The organism is Sporosarcina quadrami (assembly GCF_014836615.1).
In the GTDB taxonomy this organism is placed as follows: Bacteria; Bacillota; Bacilli; order Bacillales_A; family Planococcaceae; genus Sporosarcina; species Sporosarcina quadrami.
Genome location: NZ_JACSQN010000026.1, coordinates 1 through 15,719, shown reverse-complemented (window position 1 = coordinate 15,719; position 15,719 = coordinate 1). Strand labels below are relative to the sequence as shown.

Sequence of the window (15,719 nt, the reverse complement as noted above, 5' to 3'; positions counted from 1 at the left end):
GCCTATATTTTCACCTTTGCCTTTCTCAGCAATCCACTCCTGCTCAACTCCACTCTACTTTCCTCATTCTTGATTTAGATTCCGATAAGAAAACTTTTGTTCAACACTGTTTTAGATCGGATCAGCCATTCGGCAATGAAATTCCATTTTTCATTCACATAATAAAAAATTTGAAACTATTCCCTGAAATCTGCGTCTGTACGGTGAAGAAATTCAATTATCGACAAATGAGAAAAGGGGATTTAAATGAAGAAAACACTATTAGGTGTTGTTGGGGCATTGATCCTGTCCTGCTGTTTGCCGACAAATGGGTTTTCTGCGACTGCAAAAACGTTCAAAGACGTACCACCGACAAAGCATTTTGCGGAAGCTGTGAATGATCTGGCGGAACGGAATATGATCGGCGGTTATCCGGACGGGACATTCAAGCCGGGTAACTCCATTACGAGAGGGCAGGCTGCAGCCATCATTGCAAAAATGACAAACGTGGATTTGTCTACTGTGAAGAACCCCGGCTATAAAGACGTTTCCACAGAAAACGGCTACTACAAAGCAATTGCAGCCATGACAGAGAAAGGCATGATCAGTGGGTATGGAGACGGGCGATTTGGTCCGAATGATCCGATAAAACGTGGACAGATGGCTTCGATTCTCGTCAAAGCATTCGATCTTCCGCGTGAACGAATTTACAATCATCCATTCAAAGATATCCGAAATTCAGATTCGCATGCTGAAAATATCCTCAACATTTACGGACTCGGCATCACAACCGGTACAACGCCGACGACATTCAGTCCGAATGCATCGATCACACGAGGGCAAGCGGCAAAAATGCTGAAGGCTACGGAAGAAGCGAAGCCTCCGATGATCACCATCAAGGCAAGCGACCTTAACTGGCAGTATGCGAGAATCCATGAAACGGATGCGGAAAAGGGACTCTTCAAAGCATTCCAAGTGTATGGGAAAGAAGGCTATTACGAAGATGAAATCCAGCTGGTCCCGTTAAAAGAAGGAACAGGCATCATTAGTCTGGAAGGCACTCCAAGCAAAGATTCCAATGCATACGCGTACAAGAAATACTATGTGCATATCGCAAAAAACGACGGTGAACTGAAGATCACATTGGAAGAAACAGAAGACATGGCACCTACTCCAGTCACGCTGTTCGACATTAATGAAAAAGTCCGGAGCATCACTCTTTCAACGATGGAAGGAGAAAAACTGTCCGACAATGTGCCTTTCATAATTGACGAATATCAATTCATTTTATTCGATATCCGCAAACCTGGCCAATACATCGCAACCGTGAAACTGGAAAGCGGTGAAGAAATCCGGCACGGCATCGAAGCGAAACAGAACGACAGCCAATTTTATTATGACGTCGAAGTAATCAGAGAGAGTCCATCCGTTCTCTATGAAGAAGATGCCAAATATGACATCGGCGATTATGTACTTGAAGGGAACGCCGACGGCATTGTCAAAATCTCACGCCAGCCTGGTACGAACAAATTCTTCTTTGAAGCGACTGGAGACGGAGAAGGCAGTGTGATAGTCAATTATGGTAAAGAGCTCCTGCAAAGAGATTGTGATGAAACGGAGTATTGCGATACAAACATATGGTACGGTCTGCAAGCAACCGTCCGAATCATCGGCCCCATCGTAAATGTCTATGTATACCAAGTTTTCCCCAATTGACTAAGGTATCAATGGAAAAGTATTTCTTAACGTCAAAACAAGCAGAGACCTATTCGACTGGTTTCTGCTTATTTGTGTCGAATTGGTACATAGAATTAGTATTATACGCATAATGAAACTCTATTTTTTGTTTGAAAACATACATGCGGTCGGAAACTTGATTCGGAACCTCTATAGAGTCGAGCCGTGGCGCGTCATGTAGCCATTCGGCAATGAAATACCATTTTTCATTAAAGTTGAAAAGGTTTTGAAACTTATTCTAGAAATCTGCGTCTGTAATTTGAATATGAAAATGTACAGACCGATAGGGGGAAGTCGAATGAAGAATAAACTATGGAAAATGGCCATGGCAATGGTGCTGATCTTACCTGTCCTAATCATGCCGCCGGCAGTGGTGGATGCCGCTGTTAAAGAGTCATTTTCAGATGTGTCAAAGAAAAATCCTTATTATGATATGATCCATGAAATGCGAGACGAAAAGGTTATCAGTGGCTACCCGGACGGCACATTCAAGCCGAAAGAGAAGATCAATCGTAAGCAGGCGGCTGCGCTTGTCAACCGGATCGTAAAGTTACCCGTAAGGAAAAAGTTTGTCGCTTTCAAGGACGTTTCCACTAAGAATCCGTACTTCAACGATATTAAGAAAGTGCAGCAAGCGGGTATTTTCGAGCCGGATGCAAAAGGCAACTTCTATCCGAACAAGAAAATAACGCGTGCAGAGATGGCAAAAGTGCTGACAATTGCATTTGACCTAAAAGAAGTTTCACAATACGATTTTCTAGACGTGCCGAGAAGCCACCCAATGAGTGAATATATCCGGGCGATGTATGCGGCTGATATTACGACGGGTGACGGCGGTATATTCTATCCGGACATCGCTGTCTCCCGTGACCATTATGCTGTTTTCCTTTACCGGACGCTTCATCGGAATGACCCCTTCGACCCTGAGAATCCGGAGAAGCCGTTGCCGGGGCAACTGACGACGGCACTGCCCGAGTATTTGCAACTTGGCGAATACAAGGTTGCCGAAGCCATGCTGAGGATGATGGGACAGAAAGTGACGCATTATCCAGCCGATTATCTGATCACCGATCCGATCAAGGACGGACCAAACGGCGATATGCGTGAAGTGGAGCTTTATGCCAACCAGTTCGGCAAATACGATGAGATGGCGAAGCAGAATATCCTCTATTTGAAAAAGTTCGCGAAAGAGGACTCGGTTGTCGGAACGATGCTGGACCGTTGGCTCGCAGGCGATTTTTCGCAAGTCGTTGACGATTATAGAACGTTACGCAGGATGACGGACGATGATTACGGTAACTGCGCAAGCGACGTATGTCAAGACGACTTCCTTAATGCCCGTACAAAGCGCGCGGAAGAATATTTCCTGAAAACCATTGCTGGAGAGGAAGCGGTCAAACGCTACCATACGGAATGGGGAACAGAGTAAAAATATAAAAAAAGTGCCAGGCACCCGGACAATTCTGAATTGAATGGGTGCCTGGCACTTTATTTAATGCATAGCCGCAATAATGCCTTCTTCGCGATCTAATAAAAGCTTGAGACCTGCTGCATAAGGATCTTCGTGTAACACATGTTCAATCCAAAAGCGGATAGCTTGAATCATTTCAAACGTACTAAGGACATACACTTGGCTACCAATATGCGCTTCTGCCGAAAACCCGTACTCATCGTCATAGAGCAATTCCACTTCAACATCCTCGGGTTGCACAGTATGAGAATGCGCCTGCTCAATGCAAATCGCATTTATAATATCTTGTTCAGAAATTATCTGGTCTGCCATGGATTTCTATCCTCTTTTTGCTGTTTTTTCTCTTTAATCAATGCAAAGATTTTGCGAACAATCCCAATGACTAAGACAATCGCCAATACATTGACCATCAAACCTAAAATGGAACCTAAAATACCCATATTGGCAAATAAGCTACCGAATAGAAGGCCAGCAAGCCCGCCGATGAACAATCCTTTCATAAGACCCCCTGAAAAGAAGCCGCCCTTTTTCGCCGTATTGTTCGGTTTGTTTGTCGATTTACTGAATGAAGATGTATCTTCTTTCTTCTTATCCACTTGCGGTTTGTTGTAATTGTTTGTCGGATTGAAGTTTTTCTTTCCAGACTTATAGCCTTTCGCTTGTACAGTTGAGACATCGTCTGTAAAGAGCGTGTTGCCGATCGGTGACATGATGAGTGTTACAGCAAGTAGCGCCGATACTAGTTTTTTCAATTTATTTCCCTCCATCTATAAGGCATCCTCTTTGGGATGTCATGTTTTCATTATAAGTGATTAGACGTCTAAGTGATAATCGAATGAATCCCGATAGAGCAATTTATCCATGCAATCGACATGGAATCTTCACAATCATAGGGTGCCAGGCACTCATTGAATTTTGAATTGTTTCTTTGATTGTGGTGAATTAGATGCAGTATGACGTTGTAACTGTAGTCCGATGTTCATCTGGTCTTCATTTTCAGTTGTAGCTCTTAACTCTAATAATTTGTCAATCAGCTAAATTTGATTGGCTTTTCCATTATTCATTGTACTTTACGAGTATCATTGTTCATTATAGACTTAGGAATTCGAGTAACTTATGAATGAAGTTGAAGTTGAACTGAAAAGTGTATGTGACTGCTAAGAGTTGACAAAAGCAACCGGGGGAGCAAAAAAATAGTGTACGTATACTCAAAAGGGGATGCAGAAATGAATCTAGGGAAACCAATCGCAACTGGGAACACAGCAGAAATCTATCTACTCAATAATACGATTGTAAAAGTATTTAAAGATTACCTGCCAGAGACGGAATCAACATATGAAGCCGCTAAACAAAAGATTGCCTACAATCTTGGTCTTCCAGTTCCTAAGATATTGGATGTAACGAAGATAAATGGGAAGCAAGCGATTATCATGGAGCATATCGAGGGAAGAACATTGGGGGATTTACTTCTTGAAAACTGGGAGCAAGCGGAGGTTTACATCGGGCTTTCGATTGATCAACAACAAAGAATACATAGCGTTAAGGCTGATGGACTTGAACCGATGAAATCGAAATTACATCGTCAAATTGCTTCAGTCCGGCGTCTTGATGAAAAGCAAAAGTCCATGCTCCTGCGGAAATTGGATTCATTCACATTTGAAAACAGGCTATGTCATGGAGACTTTCATTTATTTAATGTAATTTTAGCAGATGAAAACATGTTTGTTATTGACTGGGTTGACGCCAGTGTTGGAGACATACGTGCCGATGTTTGCCGCTCGTATTTACTATACCAGCAGTTTTCCGAGGAGTTGGCGGAATTATATATGAAGATTTATTGTGACAACAGCGGATTGAGAAAAGAAGAGATAATGGAATGGGCGCCGATTATTGCTGCTGCAAGGTTATCTGAGAGCGTGGAATCTGAAGTGGAAGAACGGCTGATAGAGATAATCGAAGGGTGCCAGGCACTCGGTGAATTTTGAATTGTCTTAAAATTAGCTGCTGCATATTTGTACTGGCTGATTTGTTCCCACATCAAGAAACTGTGCCTACATGCCATAAGACGCTTTGTGATATCCTGTATAAAACTGAATCATTAAACATCGAATCTTCTCGAAATGGATATAAGAATTTATGGGCATCACAGTCATTATCAAACGGCTATTTTACGTGAGTCTCTTGTATGGGACGTTTTGAGTTTTACTTTCTCACAACGCATAGACATGGAGGTGCACCATGGAAAAAGGAAGCTCTGACAAAAAGAAATGGCTACGGTTTTTCCTCACATTCGGCTTCTTTTCAGTCATTTGGTTTTTCATTTTCTATATCATCAATAAAGTAATCAATGATTCGGGGGATGCCATCTATTTCGGCACACCGCTTAGCGCCTATTGGGTCTTCTACAGTTGCGCGGTCATCTACGGCATGACAACTTGGGGGCTTTACGTTTCCATTAAACAAGGGAGGCGTGGAAAGTCTTTTGAGGAAGTTCGGTCAGGTGCGAGAATAGTGCTTCGGTTGGCAGCCGTTCCAATTCTGCTAACGTTGCCGTTCCTTTACCTCGGCCTTAACAATTCCCTTGTAATTACCGAAGAGAAAATCACTTTTAAACCGTTTTGGAGCTTAAAGCAGTCCTCATACGAATGGACAGATGGCGTGTCGAGTGTGGAAATCGACTATTCCATTCCTTACGAAAGAGAAGCGAGCCGCAGTTCCTTCAACGGCAAGTACATCCTCCATTTCGGTGACGGCAAGCAAATCGATGTATGGACGAACACACTGGAAGGTGGAGTGAGTGCCGTGCAGGAAATCGATGCCATTGTTCAAACGAAACACATCCCATTCGTCGTTCGACATGCGCCGACTGAAGAGACGATTAACCGGTTCTTCTCCACAAACGCTGAATTCATCCGGGAGTTGTACTCTAGGTGAGTGAAATCCGCCAGAAGGTGCCTGTCGCCAGAAGGTGCCTGTCACTCGTTCAATCATGAAAGTTCAAACATATATGTTTGTTGTGATTATCACGAATGTTTGAGTGACAGGCACCGTTTGCTAAGGCACCGTTTGCTAGTTTGAAACGGATGTAAACGTGATGGCTTGATTGGCTACTTTTTGTTTCTCCCTATACTTTTGAATCTCCTGGATCACTTCTTTTTGTGAGGGCTTTTTAAGCTTCTCGCTAATCATATCGCCTGCAATGAAATTCAGGCCGGTGGTGACAATTTCTACAATGCCTGTTCCAAGAGGGATGAGAGATGGAGCTAAGCCCAATGCTGCATATTTCGCGAGTTTCATGGCTGGTTTCCTAATGGAATTTTGACGTTTGTATTGTTCCAATGCCTCCAGGCGAGTTATCTTTTTGGCATGCTGCAAGTGTTCAACTTCAACTAATAGGTCCGTCAATGATTCCCAGGTGAAATAATCTTTATCACTGGAAGGGATGAGCAATACTTCCTCTTTGTGTAACGGCTCTTGTTTACCTTCTAAACAGAGAATGAGCTCTTCTGCGCCTGTTTCAAAACTCATATTGTATTTATTATCCGGCAGGGTTGATGCGATGGATTCGTTATAGCACATATCGATCAGCCCTTTAACCAGTTTTTTAGATGCAACAGAGTAATGGGGGCTGATGGCTTCCAAAGCATGATAATAGATCGAACGTGTATTGTGGAACGTCCGGTGTGCCAACATTTCATTGCACAGTGCAACGACTTCCTCATTGGCATGCTCATTGCTTTTTAAGATTTGATAGCCCCTCAGGAATAAGTCATCGAATCCCTTTGTGAATGGGCCCATTTCTGTAAAACGTCCACGCAGCGTCCAGTCGAATTGTTGCAAGTTTCTTAGATGCGCTTCCATCTGTTCAATGTGTTCAACCTCTACACCATCTGTTTTGATAGAAAAATGGTGATTTGAAACGGCATCGATAATGTCTTGCTGGAACTTTCTGCGCACATCCACACGTAATTCCTCTAAAAAAGGAAAGGCGGAATAGTTATGAAAACTTTCTCCATCTTTCAACCCTTTTTGCAATGTCGATAAAAAATATGTTTGTAAACCTTGCACATTTTTTTCTTTCAGGTTTGGATACCGCGCTATTTGAATGTGTCCATGATCAATCAATTGAAGAAAGTGGTTTTTCATCTCGTCATCTTCTAAAATAGTATGTACGACCAATGAATCCATTATTTGCGTTTGCGTCAGTATGGGACGGGCTCCTTCTAATAATGTCTTTAGTAGTATGCTTTCTCCTTGGACCCTAAAACTTTGGCAAGTGGCTTCATCAAGTTGTGTTGGTGACGTACGAACTGGATCTAATGCGTCTAAATACATGATACTTCCTCTCCTTTTATGAATGTAAGATCCATTTCATGATTGCTGCTATTGAAAAACCATCCCTGATTGTATTGTCACGAATGTATTCCAGGATTTCCTCTTTTGTTAACAGCAGCGTATCTTTAATCCCTTCCTCATTCTCCAATTTTCCAATCGAAGAGATATCACATGTCAGCAGATGGACCGGTCCATACGTCAGTGCGGAATCACTGATCATGCTGCCGAGAAGTTCGATATTTGTTGCAGAGGCGCCAATCTCCTCGAGGATTTCCTGTTCGGCATTTTCATACACTGTACATCCTGCTTCAGCGAACCCGCGCGGCAATTCCAGTTCCATTTGGCGTGTGCCATGACGGAATTGGCGCAGGAAGACGACTTTATCCCCTAAACGTGGAATAATGACGACCCCGTTGGACGGCTCTTTATGGATGACGCGCATGTACGGATATCGGTGGTGCTGTGCATTTTCGATCAAATCAATGACAACCCAAAAGTATTTCGTTTCATAGATCAGCCCAAGCTGACAATCCCGTTCTGTCGCAAACTGTACTAACGTCTCTTCGTTGACGATAATCCGGATATCATGATCTTGTGTAAAGTATTCTGGGTGGTTGCTGCAAAATTGCAGATAAGCGTTGATAGGGTTCATGTCCAAGCTCCTTTAAATAGACTGCTAACTTTAAATAGTTATAGTCATCTTACCTGAAGCGCTAGTTAATGTCTAAAAAATCCAAAAGCAAATGCGTCTGAAAATGACCGCCTGCCGGCAAGGACACGATGTGTCAAAAGGGCACTTGCGCAATGGTATACTAAAAATAGAATAATAGAAAAGCGATGAAGAGGAGAGATGGTATGTCTAGTAAAACGTTATTTGACAACCAATTAGAAGACTTAGGGGAAGTAAGAAATGCAGCCGATGCGCAATACATTTATGATGTTTTGCATGCCCATATACGCTACGCCGATGCGATGAAAGAAAGCGGGGAACGCTTTACGATGGCTGCGGTTAACGTCGTGGATCGGAACGCCATGCAGAAAATGTGGGAAGAGGCGCGCATTCCTAAAATCAGGCACAGCCATAATAAGCCCTACGATTTTCCATGGTCAAGAAATGCTAGAGAATTATATGCAAAAGGGGGAGACATGGCCAGGCTGTTTCATCTTGAACATACATTAGAATTAAAGACCATCAAAGATGAAGCTATTCGGAGAATGAGATTGTCTGAAGGTGAGGAAGAGGCGATCCGCTCCGGTGCAGATATGCTGAAGTATTTGGAGGAAATTCATTACGGAACTGCCTTTGTCGTGCTGACGGCTGACGAACATAGCCGCTTGCCAAAAGGGGATCTTGCAAAAACGGAAGATGTATGGGTCTTCTATGAGCGGCATGGCATCTATAAAGAAGAGTGCATCTCGCTAAGGGAAGCGGGATTAGTCGAAGGACTGGCTTGAAAATCGCTCTTGCTTAATGAAATGAATTCCCGTACTTCATTCGAAAATAGGAGGTTGGAAAAATTGATAAACAAAGCGATACAGTTTGCTTCTATATGCCATGCAAACCAGACGAGAAAAGGTACAGAAATCCCCTATATCCTGCATTGTATGGAGGCCGGGATCATTGCGGCAAACGTGACGGGCAAAGACGGGGAAATCGACGAGGATACCGTGTCCGCTGCCATTTTACATGACACGATTGAAGATGCATTTGTCGCATACGAAACGTTGAAGGAAGTGTTCAATGAAACCATTGCCGATTTGGTGCAGAGTCAAAGTGAAGACAAGTCGAAAGGATGGCAGGACAGAAAGCAAGCTACCATCGACTTCCTGCGGGCGAATGAGTCGATAGGCGTTGAAATCGCGACGCTTGCTGACAAACTGTCGAATATGCGCGCCATCCATAAAGATTATCTAGCTGACGAGGACAAGCTGTGGAAGAAATTCAATGCAGGCAAAGAGCAACAATCCTGGTATTACCATTCGATTGCTTCGTCTCTGCAACAAGTGCAACACACGGAGGAATACAAGGAATTCAACGAGCTGATTAAACAGGTCTTTGAAAAGGCACCTGAACAACATCAGGTCGGAAGTATTCGAACTGCTGACAGTTGAAGCTCTATAAATAAATCATGATAAAAAAGGGGGATTACGATGAGCGTAATTGAGTTGTATCCGTCGTTTTATTGTCTGTGTATTAAAAATCGTGAGGGAGAAGAGCAGTTGTTTCTGCAACATGATATTGCCCCAGCGTCCGCTCGAAGCCGGTTGGACTTATTTGAAAATACGGAGACGCTGTATCGTTGGATTAAGGAAGAACAAGAAATACAAACCCAAAATGAAAATTGGAGCATCCATGCAATCTACGAAAGACTATATCCGAAGCAACTATTTCTAAAAGAATTCCAACAATTGATAACGGAAAAGGAAGAAATCGATAGTGTTACGGTTGTGACTAAAAATGGAGTTCGACGGCTGTATTTCAGAGATGATTTCAAGAATAGTTATGATCCATTTCCTCTATCGAGTCAGAAATTATATCCAAAAGAACCTATCTTTATCATTAATAGACAAAGAGAGATTGATGAACAAACGATTCTACAAAAAGAATCGTACTTTGTTACATATCCTGAAATAGCAACTCCACTGTTTTCAGTAGGCATTAGAGAATGGGCGGAAGATTTGATCAGTAGAAAGCCGAATCAGGGCTATTTCATCGAACAAACTACTCTTTCTGATTTATATATGCGAACAAAATTAGATGCAAAAGATCCGGGTTTCTTTATTCTCAGCAGAGAAGAGGCGCCACATTATCTATTGAGACAAAAAGATTTAAAGGAAATAGTGGAAGGTACAGTGGATTATCAATAGAGGGGCAAAAAAACGGTGCCTGTGCAGCACACAATTCAGTTAATACACTACAATTGTCTAAATGAAAATCAAAAGGACAGTTAGCACAGAGTTCACGGGCTAGCCTTCTTATTTTTATCCGACTGGTTGAATTGTCATAAATGTGTGCTGCACAGGCACCTGTCACAATATGTCAGGCACCCTATATGGCAGTAGGATCTAATTCTGCAGTTCCTGGATTTCTTCCAAAGATAATTCCGTGACGTTCATAATCATTTCTATCGGCAATTCGTTTTTTAATAAATTAAGAGCAATCTTTCTTCGCTCTTCTTTTTTCCCTTCAATCCGCTCCCGCTCAAACGCACTTACAATCGTAGGTGAAGCGTTATCCTTATCATACAATTGCATAAGCTCCTTCTCCTTTCCGAGTACTGGATACATCGTGTTAGCTAATTTTTGTTCCAAGTCTAAAGGCAGTCGCAGTAAATAATCCATGAAATGGAAAACAGCTTGGACGGATGTTCTGGAATGTTCCGGATTACGTACAATGGAACGCATGAGTCGCCGCTTGAATACATATCGCCGCCTCGCTTCATCTTTCGTCTCGTGCAGCAGTTTAGCCGCGAGCACAATTTTACTGAACAGCTTTTCAGAGCGACGCAATTCATCGTTATCGTAATTAATAATCTTATTCATATTATACGCATAATGAAGAGTCGTGCCAAAATAATCGTAACGGAAATCCTGCGATGCTGTGTTTTTATGTGGAGACGTCATAATGGCAAGAGCGACAATCTTCTGTTCGTACGTATCATAAATCCGATAGAAGTATTTGAACATGCGTGCAGCAAAATCTTCTTCATTCTTGCTTTGGACTTCGATGTGGACCAAGATCCATTGTTCCGCACCATCTTTTAATTTCACTTTCACAATCTGATCAGCCATACGGCGTCCTTCTTTCTCGTCAGCCACTTCCTGAAAAAGTTCCTGTTGTAGAAAGTCCGGGGACTTAGAAAAATCGACTTGTGCATGTAATTCGGGTGAGAAAAATAGTAGGAAATCCTCAAATAGATCACGAATCACTTTCTTCCATAATCCATCTTGATCGACTTGGTACACGACAGGTCGTTCCATCATAATCGCGGCTACCATGATAGTTAACACACCTCCGATAATTATTTGATTAATTAGATTAATGGTAACATATTAAGAACGTATGTTCAATTGTTTAAAGCTTCATTACATGAAAATGAAGAACTATACACCAAAAAAGCAAAGTCCCGTTGGCGAGGGCTTTGCTTTTCAATATAGACCGTTATTCCTCCCAAACCAAATACAATGAATAGTACTATTGTAAAAACGTGAATTTTCATTGGCATCTGCCACTAGGTTGGATTTTTTCGTCTGTCTGGACACAAGAAAAACTCCACCGAAAACCCTCCCGAAAAAATATATTTTCTGCAAGTGTATCCTTTTCCAAAACCTCACTCTATATAACTAATGACAAGGCTGTTCATTAAAAAATAGAAAAGGCAGGGGATTGGAATGAATAAAGGTTGGTTTAAAACACATCGTGAACTTTATGACAAACCGATTTGGACAGGCGCAACACCGGAACAAAAAGTAGTGCTTTCAACAGTATTGAAGATGGCAAATTTCGAAGCGAAAGAGTGGGAGTGGAAAGGTAAGACGTATTCAGTGCAACCGGGTCAATTCATCACATCGCTCAAGTCACTGAAAGAAGAATGCGGGAAAGGTGCGACGATCCAAAAGGTCCGTACTGCGCTAAACCGTTTAGAGAAATACGGATTTCTAACAAGCGAATCGACAAACCAAAACCGGCTGATCACCATTGTGAATTGGCACGTGTATCAGCAAAACGGCAGCCTTCAAACAGGAGAACAAACAACCAAGGAACAAACGGATAACAAGCAAATAACAACTACTAAGAACTATAAGAAAGAAAAGAATATAAGAAACAGCTCTTTCTTTCAGAAACTCCAAGCAACTGAATTCCAATTGGACCTGACGAAGGGGGAAGCATGGTGATTGCAGAGAAAGCCGTTCTCGGTTCCATGCTGAAAGAGAATCATCTCATCGCTGACACTGACCTGGACGTCTCGCAATTTGCAGAACCCGTCCACAAAATGATCTTCCAGTCGATGAAGGAGCTGCACGCAACAGGGAAAGCCGTCGACATCGTCACATTGCTCACATCGTACCATCCGAAAGACCTCGGAGGTGCGAACTATATACAGGACCTGTTCGTCTACGCAAACATCCACAAGTTCGATGACTACGTAGAAGCGATGCTCGACGTGTGGCGGGAGCGTGAAAAGCGAAACGTCCTCCACATTGCAGCACAGGAAAACTGGTCAATCGACCGTATCATGACAGCACTTGAAGCACTCATCGACAACCGTGTGAGCGACCATACAACGCTAACCAACTTGCTCGCAGACGTCTATGAAGATCCGTACATTCAGAAAGAAATCGTACAAGGGACGACAACAGGCATAGGTGCACTAGACAGCATGACAGACGGATTCCAAAACGGTGAACTGACAATCGTCGCAGCCCGTCCAAGTATGGGCAAATCCGATGTCATGCTGCATATTGCGAAGCACGCCGGTTGGAAAGGCCGTTTGCCCATCGTCTTCTCGCTTGAAATGGCTGCACCAAATTTACGCGACCGGCTCATTGCGTCAACGGGGCAGTTTTCAAGAGCCCGCATGCGCAATCCATACGAGCTGTTAAGTAATGAACAAAAGAACGTCTGGCCGCAAGCAGTGAAGTGCCTCGCGCAATCGAACATCCAGTTTTTCGATCGCAGCCGTCAATCTGTCGCAGAAATCCGCATGAAAGTGCGCAAGATGATACACGAATATCCGGGCATGAAACCAATCATCCTGATCGACTACTTGACGCTCATTCATTCAGAAGACAAAAGCAGTAACATGCACTTGCAAATATCCCAAATTACAAAAGACCTGAAAGCGATGGCACGCGAATTCGACTGTCCCGTCATCACACTCGCCCAGCTCAGCCGTGCCGTCGAACAGCGGATAGACAAACGCCCGCTCATGTCCGACCTGCGCGAATCAGGCTCCATTGAGGAAGACGCCGACGTCATCATCTTCCTCTACCGCGACGCCTATTACTCAAAAAATGACAAAGACGCAACGATGGAACTGATCGTCGCCAAAAACCGCAACGGTCCCGTCGGTAAAGCCCTCGTCGCCTACAACAAATTCACAGGGGAGGTAATTGGATTTGAACGCACCAACAATGAAAACCGAACTAATGGACGCAATTAAATATGACGAACCTTTTCGCGCGCATGCCATCTACTATGCCATTCAACAAGGATACGTGCAGATAGATGATCCGTATAATGGCTTACCGGCTGACATGGACTACGACGCTATCAAAAAAATGCAGCATGCCAACATCCTGCAAATGTGCACCGTCAAGATTTTCACCATTCCGTTCGGTCAGGGAATGCATGCCATTTACTTGGCTAATTGTGAAAACGACGCGAGAGCCAAGCATTTTACCCTCTACAGACAGCATGCACAAAGAATACAAAACGCGAGCCGTAGGATGGATGTGTCGCTGTATTGTGAGGAGACGGGGACGCACGAGGTGATACGGGAAACGAAGCGGAGGGCAGCGGAGTTTCCTTGGTATGTGGGGGTGGTTGGGTGGTGAAGGGTACTTGTCTTGAATTGCATCAAAAAGAAACCGAACCAAAACGTTGGGCCGGTTTCTTTGCGATCTGTCTACTTGTATGTTCTGAATCGTATCAAACTCAATCTCGTCGACTTCGTGCCAAGCCCAAATCCGCAATGGTTTCATTGGACATGCAATGTTTCCCCAGTAATCAATTCAAAAAGCTCTGCTGAAAGAACTAATGTGCTCACCGTTTTCAGTCATCGCCCTTAAATCCAATAGGAACAACTTGTCAGCTGTATGCTCCATTTTAGCTGTGGGATCAATCGGTTGAAGCGATTGTCATAAACGTATGCCGCATAGGCAACGGTTTTCACCCCTTCGGTATCCATCCGACCGTTCCATCGCGTTTCTTCACAAGCATATACCCGTCAAAACTGTCGAGGACAATCGACACGGTTTCCCCTTTACGGACAGACAGGAATGTCGTACTGCTATCCCCTGAACAAATCCCATCCTGAATAAATTCATTCTTCACCCACTGCTCAATACCGAGCGACCGATTTAGGCAAAGCGAAAAGTGCGTATCTACCTGCAACACGTCCACTTCATAATTCGGATAGGTGACCGTTCCGATCCGTCCCGTATCATCCGTATGGTCGGTGGTCACAATCCGCTCCTCCAAATCATCCACAAATATATAGGAAAGCTCGTCTCCTTCAACAATTAATGCATTCAATTGGCCATCCCGCTTGATGCAATTCCCGCCGTCGATAGAAATGATCTTCTTCTTATAATCAATAAAAGGATTATTCGAACTCTCCGCAGCGGCCCGATAATTGACAGTCGGCCAGTGTCCCACAATGACCGTCTTATCCGCCTGATGCCCTTTTTCACCAAAAGAAGGGACGGATAAAGCGAACTGCTCCTCCGTTTGCCGCCAATCGCCAATGTCCTCAATCCCCGCATGAATTAAGATGAAATCATCCGTTTCAAAACCGACCGGCAAGTGTTCCAACCACTCCAACTCATCACCAAAATTCTCGCGGTAAAACAGTCCAAGCTCCGCAAGCGTCTCAAAATCCTCAGTCCGTTTGTCATGCGCCACCAGCATTTCATTCAAAACGGAATATCTCTGCTTCTCTATATAATTCCAGATGCTCTCTACGTTGTTAAACACATATCGATGAAGCACATCGCAATTTCCTTTTGAAATGAAAACCCTGTCGGACGCACCCGCGAGCTCCCTTGTGAACGCAATCGTTCCTAGACTATCCGGCCCTTTCTCGCAAAGGTCACCAACGATGAACAAATAATCTTCGGTTGAATACCCAACCTTCTCAAGCAACCTCTTAAACAAAGGCAAATTGGCATGGATATCCGAAGTGATAATCACCCTTTTCCCTTTCTCCAACGCCACATGCTGAATCGTCAACATTTCCTCGCCCCCCACTGAATAAAATTCTGAAACCAGTGCCCACTAGCGTTGCATGGATTCCATAAAAGGTAATTAATTTAATTTTTTTCCATCTCATTCGCTATGGAAAAATAAAAAAAGGGAACAGGGATGTTAAGACAATCCAGTTCCCTTTTTTTTACAAGTATTTTACTTTGCTTGTTTTTTCACTTTGTTGATAAAATGTTCTCTATTAATTGGACTGACAATCGCAAAATCTTC

The 15,719-nt window shown here is 43.4% G+C and carries 16 protein-coding genes; 10 read left to right on the top strand and 6 right to left on the bottom strand.

What is annotated here, in order from left to right:
- The first annotated feature begins 246 nt into the window (after positions 1 to 246).
- Together H9649_RS16920 and H9649_RS16915 are read left to right on the top strand one after the other, a co-directional pair.
- Positions 247 to 1,695 carry an S-layer homology domain-containing protein gene (locus H9649_RS16920; RefSeq protein ID WP_191696083.1) on the top strand — a complete coding sequence of 483 codons (1,449 nt, stop codon included), beginning with the start codon at positions 247 to 249 and terminating at the stop codon, positions 1,693 to 1,695.
- Between the two features lie 319 nt (positions 1,696 to 2,014).
- Positions 2,015 to 3,145, top strand: a complete 1,131-nt coding sequence (locus H9649_RS16915; protein ID WP_191696082.1) for an S-layer homology domain-containing protein — start codon at positions 2,015 to 2,017, stop codon at positions 3,143 to 3,145.
- Positions 3,146 to 3,208: 63 nt separating this feature from the next.
- On the opposite strand, the gene H9649_RS16910 is transcribed toward H9649_RS16915, so the two are convergent.
- Complete coding sequence (locus H9649_RS16910) at positions 3,209 to 3,499, bottom strand: DUF2653 family protein (protein WP_191696081.1); 291 nt, start codon at positions 3,497 to 3,499, stop codon at positions 3,209 to 3,211.
- Positions 3,484 to 3,939 (bottom strand): hypothetical protein, encoded by a 456-nt coding sequence (locus H9649_RS16905; protein WP_191696080.1) that lies wholly within the window; start codon positions 3,937 to 3,939, stop codon positions 3,484 to 3,486. The genes H9649_RS16910 and H9649_RS16905 overlap by 16 nt, the downstream gene beginning before the upstream one ends.
- 474 nt (positions 3,940 to 4,413) lie before the next feature.
- On the opposite strand from H9649_RS16905, the gene H9649_RS16900 reads away from it, so the two are divergent.
- Positions 4,414 to 5,172, top strand: coding sequence for a phosphotransferase family protein (locus H9649_RS16900; RefSeq protein ID WP_191696079.1), 759 nt, complete (start codon positions 4,414 to 4,416; stop codon positions 5,170 to 5,172).
- 253 nt (positions 5,173 to 5,425) lie between these two features.
- Positions 5,426 to 6,121, top strand: coding sequence for a hypothetical protein (locus H9649_RS16895; RefSeq protein WP_191696078.1), 696 nt, complete (start codon positions 5,426 to 5,428; stop codon positions 6,119 to 6,121).
- Positions 6,122 to 6,256: 135 nt separating this feature from the next.
- Here the strand turns inward: H9649_RS16895 and H9649_RS16890 are convergent, their stop codons facing one another.
- Positions 6,257 to 7,522: a hypothetical protein gene (locus tag H9649_RS16890; RefSeq protein WP_191696077.1), complete on the bottom strand. Its 1,266-nt coding sequence runs from the start codon at positions 7,520 to 7,522 to the stop codon at positions 6,257 to 6,259.
- Positions 7,523 to 7,538: 16 nt separating this feature from the next.
- Positions 7,539 to 8,174, bottom strand: coding sequence for an NUDIX hydrolase (locus H9649_RS16885; RefSeq protein WP_191696076.1), 636 nt, complete (start codon positions 8,172 to 8,174; stop codon positions 7,539 to 7,541).
- A gap of 203 nt (positions 8,175 to 8,377) precedes the next feature.
- Between H9649_RS16885 and H9649_RS16880 the strand changes: the two genes are divergently transcribed.
- From H9649_RS16880 to H9649_RS16870, 3 genes are all read left to right on the top strand, one after another.
- On the top strand, positions 8,378 to 8,977 hold the full coding sequence (locus H9649_RS16880) for a hypothetical protein (RefSeq protein WP_191696075.1): 600 nt from the start codon (positions 8,378 to 8,380) through the stop codon (positions 8,975 to 8,977).
- A gap of 63 nt (positions 8,978 to 9,040) precedes the next feature.
- The gene (locus H9649_RS16875; RefSeq protein ID WP_191696074.1) at positions 9,041 to 9,634 is read left to right on the top strand and encodes an HD domain-containing protein; all 594 of its coding nucleotides are present in this window, start codon (positions 9,041 to 9,043) and stop codon (positions 9,632 to 9,634) included.
- A gap of 39 nt (positions 9,635 to 9,673) precedes the next feature.
- Complete coding sequence (locus tag H9649_RS16870; RefSeq protein WP_191696073.1) at positions 9,674 to 10,390, top strand: hypothetical protein; 717 nt, start codon at positions 9,674 to 9,676, stop codon at positions 10,388 to 10,390.
- Between the two features lie 198 nt (positions 10,391 to 10,588).
- Here the strand turns inward: H9649_RS16870 and H9649_RS16865 are convergent, their stop codons facing one another.
- A complete protein-coding gene (locus H9649_RS16865) occupies positions 10,589 to 11,521 on the bottom strand; it encodes an Rpn family recombination-promoting nuclease/putative transposase (RefSeq protein WP_191696072.1) in 933 nt (310 codons plus the stop codon).
- A gap of 393 nt (positions 11,522 to 11,914) precedes the next feature.
- On the opposite strand from H9649_RS16865, the gene H9649_RS16860 reads away from it, so the two are divergent.
- From H9649_RS16860 to H9649_RS16850, 3 genes are read left to right on the top strand one after another with little or no spacing between them, the layout of a single operon-like run.
- A complete protein-coding gene (locus H9649_RS16860; protein WP_191696071.1) occupies positions 11,915 to 12,418 on the top strand; it encodes a hypothetical protein in 504 nt (167 codons plus the stop codon).
- Entirely contained in the window at positions 12,415 to 13,686 is a 1,272-nt protein-coding gene (locus tag H9649_RS16855) for a replicative DNA helicase (RefSeq protein ID WP_318241713.1), read from the top strand. The genes H9649_RS16860 and H9649_RS16855 overlap by 4 nt, the downstream gene beginning before the upstream one ends.
- The gene (locus tag H9649_RS16850; protein WP_191696069.1) at positions 13,643 to 14,080 is read left to right on the top strand and encodes a hypothetical protein; all 438 of its coding nucleotides are present in this window, start codon (positions 13,643 to 13,645) and stop codon (positions 14,078 to 14,080) included. The genes H9649_RS16855 and H9649_RS16850 overlap by 44 nt, the downstream gene beginning before the upstream one ends.
- A 334-nt stretch (positions 14,081 to 14,414) precedes the next feature.
- Here H9649_RS16850 and H9649_RS16845 read toward each other — a convergent pair whose 3' ends face one another.
- Entirely contained in the window at positions 14,415 to 15,479 is a 1,065-nt protein-coding gene (locus tag H9649_RS16845; protein WP_191696068.1) for a metallophosphoesterase, read from the bottom strand.
- Positions 15,480 to 15,719 lie beyond the last annotated feature (240 nt).